The 8,043-nt window shown below is 49.4% G+C and carries 9 protein-coding genes; 2 read left to right on the top strand and 7 right to left on the bottom strand.

Annotated features, from left to right (window positions below):
- Both QNK41_RS20725 and QNK41_RS20720 read left to right on the top strand, forming a co-directional pair.
- The coding region (locus QNK41_RS20725; protein WP_319261052.1) for a hypothetical protein at positions 1 to 220 on the top strand (220 nt) is incomplete at its 5' end.
- A gap of 94 nt (positions 221 to 314) precedes the next feature.
- Positions 315 to 917, top strand: coding sequence for a DJ-1/PfpI family protein (locus QNK41_RS20720; protein WP_319261050.1), 603 nt, complete (start codon positions 315 to 317; stop codon positions 915 to 917).
- A gap of 160 nt (positions 918 to 1,077) precedes the next feature.
- On the opposite strand, the gene QNK41_RS20715 is transcribed toward QNK41_RS20720, so the two are convergent.
- The 7 genes from QNK41_RS20715 to QNK41_RS20685 form a co-directional block, all read right to left on the bottom strand.
- The gene (locus tag QNK41_RS20715; protein WP_319261048.1) at positions 1,078 to 1,797 is read right to left on the bottom strand and encodes a TIGR04282 family arsenosugar biosynthesis glycosyltransferase; all 720 of its coding nucleotides are present in this window, start codon (positions 1,795 to 1,797) and stop codon (positions 1,078 to 1,080) included.
- Positions 1,797 to 2,810: a radical SAM protein gene (locus QNK41_RS20710; RefSeq protein WP_319261046.1), complete on the bottom strand. Its 1,014-nt coding sequence runs from the start codon at positions 2,808 to 2,810 to the stop codon at positions 1,797 to 1,799. Before QNK41_RS20710 ends, QNK41_RS20715 begins: the two co-directional genes overlap by 1 nt.
- Positions 2,811 to 2,839: 29 nt before the next feature.
- Positions 2,840 to 3,841: a radical SAM/SPASM domain-containing protein gene (locus tag QNK41_RS20705; RefSeq protein WP_319261043.1), complete on the bottom strand. Its 1,002-nt coding sequence runs from the start codon at positions 3,839 to 3,841 to the stop codon at positions 2,840 to 2,842.
- A gap of 4 nt (positions 3,842 to 3,845) precedes the next feature.
- Positions 3,846 to 4,544, bottom strand: a complete 699-nt coding sequence (locus QNK41_RS20700; protein ID WP_319261041.1) for a glycosyltransferase family 2 protein — start codon at positions 4,542 to 4,544, stop codon at positions 3,846 to 3,848.
- Positions 4,545 to 4,566: 22 nt separating this feature from the next.
- Positions 4,567 to 5,340 (bottom strand): DUF547 domain-containing protein, encoded by a 774-nt coding sequence (locus tag QNK41_RS20695; protein WP_319261038.1) that lies wholly within the window; start codon positions 5,338 to 5,340, stop codon positions 4,567 to 4,569.
- Positions 5,337 to 6,713: a hypothetical protein gene (locus QNK41_RS20690; RefSeq protein ID WP_319261035.1), complete on the bottom strand. Its 1,377-nt coding sequence runs from the start codon at positions 6,711 to 6,713 to the stop codon at positions 5,337 to 5,339. The genes QNK41_RS20695 and QNK41_RS20690 overlap by 4 nt, the downstream gene beginning before the upstream one ends.
- Before the next feature lie 22 nt (positions 6,714 to 6,735).
- Positions 6,736 to 8,043: glycosyltransferase family 2 protein (locus QNK41_RS20685; protein WP_319261033.1), on the bottom strand; the 1,308-nt coding region annotated here is incomplete at its 5' end.

Below are 8,043 nucleotides of genomic sequence, written 5' to 3'. Positions count from 1 at the left end.
CTCATTCAAGCGCCGCTATTTTCTGTACCGCAACTGGGAATGGAAACTGGTCTATTTTGCCGAATTCGATCTCTTGCAATTGTTCAATGTGACCAATGATCCTGAGGAAAAAATCAACCTGTTGACCGAAGAACCGGCGCTGGCAGAACAACTGGAGCGAGAACTGCTTGAGTATTTGAAAAGGGTGGAAGGCAAAACCTATCGTTCGACCATCAATTGAGACACGATCGAATCATTCTTATGAATTGAGAAGAACGGGGTAGGAGAAATAATGATAAAAAAGATAGCGGGATTCAAACCGGAAGCGAGGAAAAATGATCAAAGCTGATTCCGTGAATATTTTGCTTTTCTTGGCCCAGGGGTTCGAAGATCTTGAGGCGGTGAGTGTCATCGATATTTTTGGCTGGATGCAGTACAGAGACCATATACCCGCCGTAAACGTTTTAACTACCAGTTTTCATCCAACGGTCGCAGGGCGATTCGGCCTCAAGATATCTCCGGATATTCCATTTAATGACATTGATCCTTCAGACTTCCAGGCATTGGTGCTTCCGGGTGGATTCCATAGTCATGGCTTCGATGAAGCCTATGATTCTCGCATCCATGCAATCGCGCGCAGCATTCATCAAAACAACGGCTTTATCGCCACCATGTGTGTGGGGGTGTTACCGATTGCCGACGCCGGGCTTCTTGAGGGGAAAAAAGCAACTACATACCCATACAGCAGGTACCATGATAATTTCAACCGACTTAAAATCAATGGGGCCATTGCACAGGACAGAAATGTCGTATTAGACAATCGAATCATTTCGTGCAGAGGGCCCGGCTCGTCACTCGAAGCGGTATATTTGTTAATGGAATGTTTAATGGGAAGATCTGTCGCAGATGAAGTAAAAAAGTACATGTGTTATGAATGACCCTCACGATTAAACCCTCCCCGCGGCCTCGATGAGCGGGATCTCTGCTTCGCTCCGACAAGCCGCGGCGAATGCGCTCGCTACCGCGGTTCAGCCTAACCCGTGTATTGTTTATGCAACATGGGGGTAGAGGCTGCTTCTGGCTGTCAGCCGTTGGAATTTATTTGATGGAAGAGAGACGCAGGCTTTTGGCTTCCATTCGGGCCAGGTAGTTGAATGTCGTCTCTCCCGCCCACCCGCTTTGGGCGGCTTTATTTTTGTGCAAATGATAAAAGGCGATCAGATCATCGATCGTATCCAGATCGTTCCACCGTTGAAGCAAATCCGCCCTGACGCCAAGTTCCCGAGCCCTTTCAAGCGTGTCGGCCAGCACCTTGTCCGTGCTCCAGGGGATATTGGCAAACAGTTCCGGATGAGGCCTGCGCATTCCCACAAGATAGTATCCGCCATCATAACAGGGCCCGAAAACCACATCGGTTTGGTCGGACATGAGGCGTTCAAACGATTCCTTGATGGTTGATACCGGCAGATCCGGGGTGTCACTATCGATGATGCAAACAGCGTCGAAATCATCGGCCAGTTTTTCGACAAAAATGTTGTTCAGCCGTTCTCCCAGATGTTTGCCTTTCTGGGGAAAAAGACGAAGGCCATTTTCACAGAAAGGGGTGAATACGTCTCTGGCATCGGTCGGTGTGTAAGCAATGGCTAACGCGGCACCTGTTAATGATTGAATCGTCGTGATTCGATCCTTCAAAAAACATCGATACAGGTCGGTTGCTTCTTTCGGCGACAGGTGGGGAACCAGACGGGTCTTGACCGTGCCCGGCACCGGCGCCTTGGCCACCACGACCAACAGCATTTTTTCCTGTTTTGTGGCCATTAAAGACTCCATTGAACACCGCAGCCCCGGCAGCATGTCGGCGGTGTCTCTGTTTGATGTTGTTTTCTGAATTCACTATACCTGGCACCGGTCCAGATTTCTTTCAGTGGGCTTTTAAATACGTTGCCCAGAATAAGGGAACGATAATCGACACTGGAAAATGGAGAAATACAGCAGGGCAATACATTGCCGTTCGCGGTGATGTACATCAGCGAATAGGGTCGATGGCACTTGTGCCACGGCTGTTCATCTGTATCCCCGCTACCCAGGCTTTCAACGGGCGCTGACAATCCGGACGCATTGAAGCGGATTCCCTGCCGCGCTGCCATATCCTGACTTTTTTGAATCAGCGCCAGCGAACCGTCGGTTGCGCCCCGAAGGGTCCTGGCCTGCCGGGCGATACCGTATCCCTCGTTGTCTTGGAAATACACGAGCCGTTGAAGGTAGATTTCTTTTATACCCATCTCGGCAGCAAGATCGACCAAGCCCGGAAGCTCGGCAATGTTATCCCTGGTGCCCAAGAACCACACGGACAGCTTCGGATGGGCGGCCTGTTGCTGGGTTTGAAGCGCTATGAAGGATTTGATGTTTTCGACAACGTGTTCGAATCGGTCACTGTTGCGAATGTTGCGATATCCCTGCGCAGAAGCGGCATCCAACGAGATGCGTAATTCATCCAACCCAGCCTGGATGAGGTCATGCTGCTTGCGTTTGTCGAGAAGGACGCCATTTGAATTAAACAGCACATAGACCTGTCGCTGTTTGAGGTGTCGAATCATTTCGAACAGCGCTTTATTTAACAGCGGTTCCCCGATTCCATGCAGAAAGACCCGTTCGAGTGCCGGCAATTGGTCGGTAATCGTCACGAGTTCATTTAAAGAGACATCCCGATCGGGCTCCGAACTCCCACGATATAAAATACATCCCTTGCACCTGAGATTGCACCGGTTGGTCGTTTCAAGGTACAAGACGCTCGGAAGCGGCAACTGTCGATCTGCTTGAGAACCAGACATTAAAAACGTATCCTGTTGATAGATTCAGCCTACCTGCCCTTGACGATGGTCGTGCAAATACTGCCCGTGCGCAGCGGTTTGGCAATCGGGGACTGCTGTCCGGTCAGTGTTACCGGTTTGCCGGCATAAATGGGGCAATACTCATCGGGCTCTTCCAGACGCCCTCTCAGCTTTCTCCTGGCGGTGCATCCGCCCCCGCAGTTGCCAACATGTACGCAGCTCAGACAAAATTTTGGGGTGTGATGGGTTGCCTGGAAATAGGGTGATTCAAAAACAGCTTCTCCTCTTTCCACCAGGTCATCTATGGCCAGATCCGATTCAGGCCAGTAAACACATGCTTTTAATTTTCCGTCTGGTGTCACCCGCATGCTGCGGCCGCCGCAGGGCGTGCCGCTTAAGCTGTTCAGCCCCAAAAACGTGTTCACCAACGGCTCGCTGACGGAAATGACTTCACTCTGATCGAAAAGAATTTTGTACGCATCCCAGTACTGCTCGAAATTCGGCATGAATTTTTCGGTGTACATCGGCTGATAGGCGTTGACACGAAAATCGGCGCCAAACGAAGCAGCCAGCCGGGCAAGTGCACCCAGATCTTTATGGTTGAGGTTCATCAGAACCGCCAAAATAGATACGCGAATGCCCAGCCGCTGACATCTTTCAATGCCTGCCATCACGGTATTCCAGTTCCCATCGCCTCGAAAACGGTCATGCCGGGATTTGTCCGGAAAATCGACCGAAAACTCGACATCCTTAAAATACTTCAGCTTCTCATCGGGTGTGATCGAGAGCGTGTAACCGTTGGAAGCCAGGGTCATGTCGATGCCACGATGGTGCAGGTAGTCGATGATCTGAAAAAAATCGGGGTTCAGGCCGTTCTCACCGGTTCCAAAACCGACAGAGCCGATCTCGAGGCTGTTGCAAACGTTTTGAACGTCTGCCAGTGTTAAATTGTCAATTCGTTCTTGATCGCGATAGCAATGTGCACAGTGCAAATTACAGTCGCTGGTCAAGCCAATTCCAAGAGAAATCATGCGGTTACTCCTGTCGGTGGTGGTTTGCTTCAATAAGGTATTTCAACGGTACCAAAAATAAAAAGTAGGTGGCCAGGATGGTCCCCCTGATGGTTCCGGTGACTTTTGATTGGCCGATACGCCGCCGGTACGTCACCGGAACGCTGAGAATCCGCAACCCCTGGCGGGCGGCTTTAACAACCATCTCCACCGGCCACCCATAGGTCATCTGTTCCATCTTCAAACTGAATAGCGTTTGGGCCCTGATGGCGCGAAACGAACCAATATCGGTTATATTGACGCCGTATAACAGCCGCAGCAATAAAACGATAAAATGGTTTCCCAAACGGCCGTGCAGAGGCATGGCGCCCTTTTCCAGGTTGCCTTTGAGACGACTGCCGATCACCAGGTCCGCCCGGTTTTCCACGATCGGACCCAAAATGGTTTCAAGCTCCCGCGGATCATCACTGCGATCTCCGTCCATAAATACAAGGATATCGGCGTTGGCAGCGGTCTTTGCACCCGTCAGACAGGCCGATCCGTAGCCGGCACGGGGTTCGACAATTAGCCTGGCACCTGCGGAAGTCGCCATTTCAGCAGTGTTATCGGTGGATCCGTTATCGACAACGATAACCTCATGAACACGGTCGGCAGGTATGGCCCGAACCACGCTGCCGATGGCCTGTTCCTCATTCAACGTCGGTATGATCACAGATATTTTCATTGATACGTTGTGTTTCCGGCAACTATTCCAACGGCGCTTGTGCGTTCAGCGACCAGTCATAATGGATATGCGCGATCATGGGATTTCTCTCTACAAAGGAGCGGGTCTCCTCCTCCAGGTACGGATTTATAAATTGTAACACAGATCCGGACTTGGACTCAAAATCTCCGGCGAACCAGTCGAACAATTTTGAAAGAAAGAGTGTATTTTCCGCATAATCGATCCGCGTCCCGCGCTGCGAATTGATGTATGTGCGGGTCTCCGCTTCCAGCTTTGCCTGCACATTTTTCCCCGTGTAGGCAAACCGTGGCAGCGGCGGACAACTGGAGGATGCACAAATAATGGCAAAGTGGATTCTGGGATCCTTGAACCGCTTACGTAAAAATTCGTGCTCGATATCGCCCTGGCTCAACTGATTGCCGGCCACCGTGTGCTCCCGGGTGGTAAAAAATTTAGTAGAGGTCCATAAGCCCGGTACAAGCGTTTCACGTACGCTTTTTTTGGGTTTAAACTTGATGACTTTGTCTATCGTGACTGCGTTGTATGCGTTAATCCAGAAAGCCAGTTGCTCGTCGCGTGACATCGAATCCAATTTGGCGAATTGCAGCGATTGTACATAAGCCTTAAAGGCTTGATCCCCGGCGATGCCGTTATAGTCGACCAGCCCCTTGTCGTTGACATAGGTCTTGAGCGCCCGATCGAATATAGAATGATCAAAATCAGCGGCGGCAACCGAGGGGAAAAAAGCGATGATTATTAATGATGTGACAGCCAAATATATGATATTCTTGATCATCGTCGTACCTTCATGATCTTTCTGTTATTGTAGCGACCATCCGTGTCGGCCGGTTTAGCGCGGCCCTTGTTTCTGCTTAGTATAAATTCGGCGCTCAACATTACAAAAAGAGGCAGATATTCCACCAGTAGCACCCACAAGGGCATAATCCCATTTGGTGACGTATACTTTAAATAAGACAGGCTCACGGTGCATGTAAAAACCAACCAGGCCGGGTTGGGATAAATCACCAGGAATGGGATTACCAAAATAACATACCAAGGATGCAATGAGGCCGGCATCAGAATGATCAACAAGCCGGTTAACATATAACCCTGTCGTACCGCCTGAACGGTGTTTTTATGTTTCAAAAAGACAACCAGCCCTGCGATCGCCAGTACGATGATGAACAGCCAGGACAGAACGCGGTACTCAATTCCGGGCATCAAGCCCATCAAAAGATACTTGACGCCCAAATTAAAACTCTCATAGGGATTGTTCAGATAAACCGGTAAAAAACCGGATAGGTGGGTTCCCGCAGCGATAAAAGGCAAATAGAGCAGTATAATGGTTGATGCAAAAATGAGTATTCCTTTAATTCTTATTCCGCGATTTAAAAAAGCCGCAAGCAGCAGCGCCGGATACAGTTTGACCGCGGCTGACAGCGCCAGCATAAATATGGCTACCATTTTTTTTCGAGTGGCATACAGATACAGCGCCGCTGTCATCAAAAAAACCGTAACCCCTTCTAGGTGACCGCTGTAGGATATTTCAAATATGACCAGCGGATTCCAGGCATAGATGATCAGCCTCGCTAAGTTCAATCCCCAGCTGCGAAGCAAGGCGGCCAGCATCACCAGGGTCAATATATCGAAAAACACCATGATTGCTTTGAAGCCGGTGACGCTGTCTCCCACCAGGGAATAAACAACCCGGAAAAAAACCTGGGCCCCTGCCGGATAGAGGGTGGGATAATCTTTGCGGTTGATATTCGGGAAAACCTTTTCATCCCTCAGACCTTTCAATTCAATGGCCCCTGGCGGGTGCAGGTAGGGATTGATACCGTTGTGCTGAACACGCCCGTCCCACATGTAGCGGTAAATATCTTTGGACAGCACTGCCGGATCCGGCGCGATCAGACCGATCCTGAAAATAACTGCGAAAAAAAGAATCATGCCGGTCAACCACCGGGATGTAGCGTCCACCGGCATAATCTTACAAACAAGAAAGACACCGATAAAATAGAGGGCGCTCAAGAAAAGAAAAATGATCACATAGAGTTGAATTCCCGATAATTTAAAAAAAATTGGCACGACCGCATCGATTCTAAAATTTAGCCAATAGATCGCAGCGGACAGTACCCCTAATGTGAGCGTGGCGGCAAATACGGCCAAACACCTGAAGTCGGCCGCAGATTTATGATCGTGTCTTCCCATATCCATGTTTTAGTGACAGAAAAAAAACGTAGAAAAAACCCAAGGTATAAATAAGCAGGAAGGGGCTGACCAGATATTTGCTAAAAATGAGAAACATCAGGAGCCCGGTTAGCGAATAGACCCCAAAAATGAATTCGAGCAACGATATGGCGCTCAGCGGAATCGAATAGCATTTGCCTTGCCAGCAATCCTCCTGCTTCTTGATGCCGTATTTGGGGGTTCGGACAAAACCGGTCTTTACATCCAACAGGGCTTCGAGGACCGCCTTGGTATTATTCACCGCAATCCCGGTACCCAGGCACATGAGAAAGGGTAGAAATTTGATCTTGGATTTCCAGTCGCCATAGATAATTTTTTGAGAAAACATATACATGGATGATGGGCCGAATGTAGCCAGACACAACAAGGTGAAGATCATGATCGGAAAATAGAGGCTGTCAAAAAACCATTGGGAATAGAGCATCGGAATGGATGTCAGCACCACTATGAGCATCATCGGATGGACCATGTAGTGGGTCAGGTGCAGCAAAGCCTGAATTTTAACCAGGAGGGGAAGATCGGATTTGAAAAGTTTGCCCAGGTTCTTTTTAGCCGTCTGGATGGATCCCTTGGCCCAACGATGCTGCTGGGATTTAAATGCGGTAATGGTGACCGGCACTTCCGCCGGACAGACCACATGGGATAAAAACGATAATTTCCACCCCTTGAGTTGCGCCCGATAGCTTAAATCGAGATCCTCAGTGAGGGTGTCGGCTTGCCATCCGCCGGCATCTTCGATGGTTTTTTTCCGCCATATACCTGCCGTACCGTTGAAATTCATAAAAAATCCGTTCCAGGCGCGTGCGGCTTGCTCGACCCCAAAATGACCGTCGATGCCCATCGATTGCGCTCGGGTCAGCATTGAATAATCGGCGTTGATATGCCCCCATCGGGTTTGGATCATTCCGATTCCTGGATCAACAAAATAAGGAACGGTCTCTTTTAAAAAATCCGGCTGGGGAATAAAATCGGCATCAAAAATCCCGACAAGCTCGCCTTTGGCTGTTTTGAGCCCTTCTTTCAAAGCACCGGCTTTATAGCCGGTGCGGTCGTCTCGATGAATATAGTCAATATCAAACCCCCGTTCTTTCATCTGATTGACCAACAGCTTGGCGATATCGACGGTGTCATCGGTGGAGTCGTCCAGAATCTGGATCTCGAGCAGCGCTTTTGGATAATCAAACCGGCAAATCGATTTTATCAATCGTTCGACGACATAGCGTTCATTAAAGATCGGAAGCTGGATGGT

Source organism: Desulfosarcina sp., assembly GCF_033791525.1.
In the GTDB taxonomy this organism is placed as follows: domain Bacteria; phylum Desulfobacterota; class Desulfobacteria; order Desulfobacterales; family Desulfosarcinaceae; genus Desulfosarcina.
This window is presented reverse-complemented; position numbering and strand designations above follow the sequence as displayed.

What these genes read in the sequence shown, in the direction of transcription:
- QNK41_RS20720 (WP_319261050.1), top strand. Translation starts at nt 315, where the DNA reads ATGATCAAAGCTGATTCCGTGAATATTTTGCTTTTCTTGGCCCAGGGG.
- QNK41_RS20715 (WP_319261048.1), bottom strand. Translation starts at nt 1,797, where the DNA reads ATGGCCACAAAACAGGAAAAAATGCTGTTGGTCGTGGTGGCCAAGGCG.
- QNK41_RS20710 (WP_319261046.1), bottom strand. Translation starts at nt 2,810, where the DNA reads ATGTCTGGTTCTCAAGCAGATCGACAGTTGCCGCTTCCGAGCGTCTTG.
- QNK41_RS20705 (WP_319261043.1), bottom strand. Translation starts at nt 3,841, where the DNA reads ATGATTTCTCTTGGAATTGGCTTGACCAGCGACTGTAATTTGCACTGT.
- QNK41_RS20700 (WP_319261041.1), bottom strand. Translation starts at nt 4,544, where the DNA reads ATGAAAATATCTGTGATCATACCGACGTTGAATGAGGAACAGGCCATC.
- QNK41_RS20695 (WP_319261038.1), bottom strand. Translation starts at nt 5,340, where the DNA reads ATGATCAAGAATATCATATATTTGGCTGTCACATCATTAATAATCATC.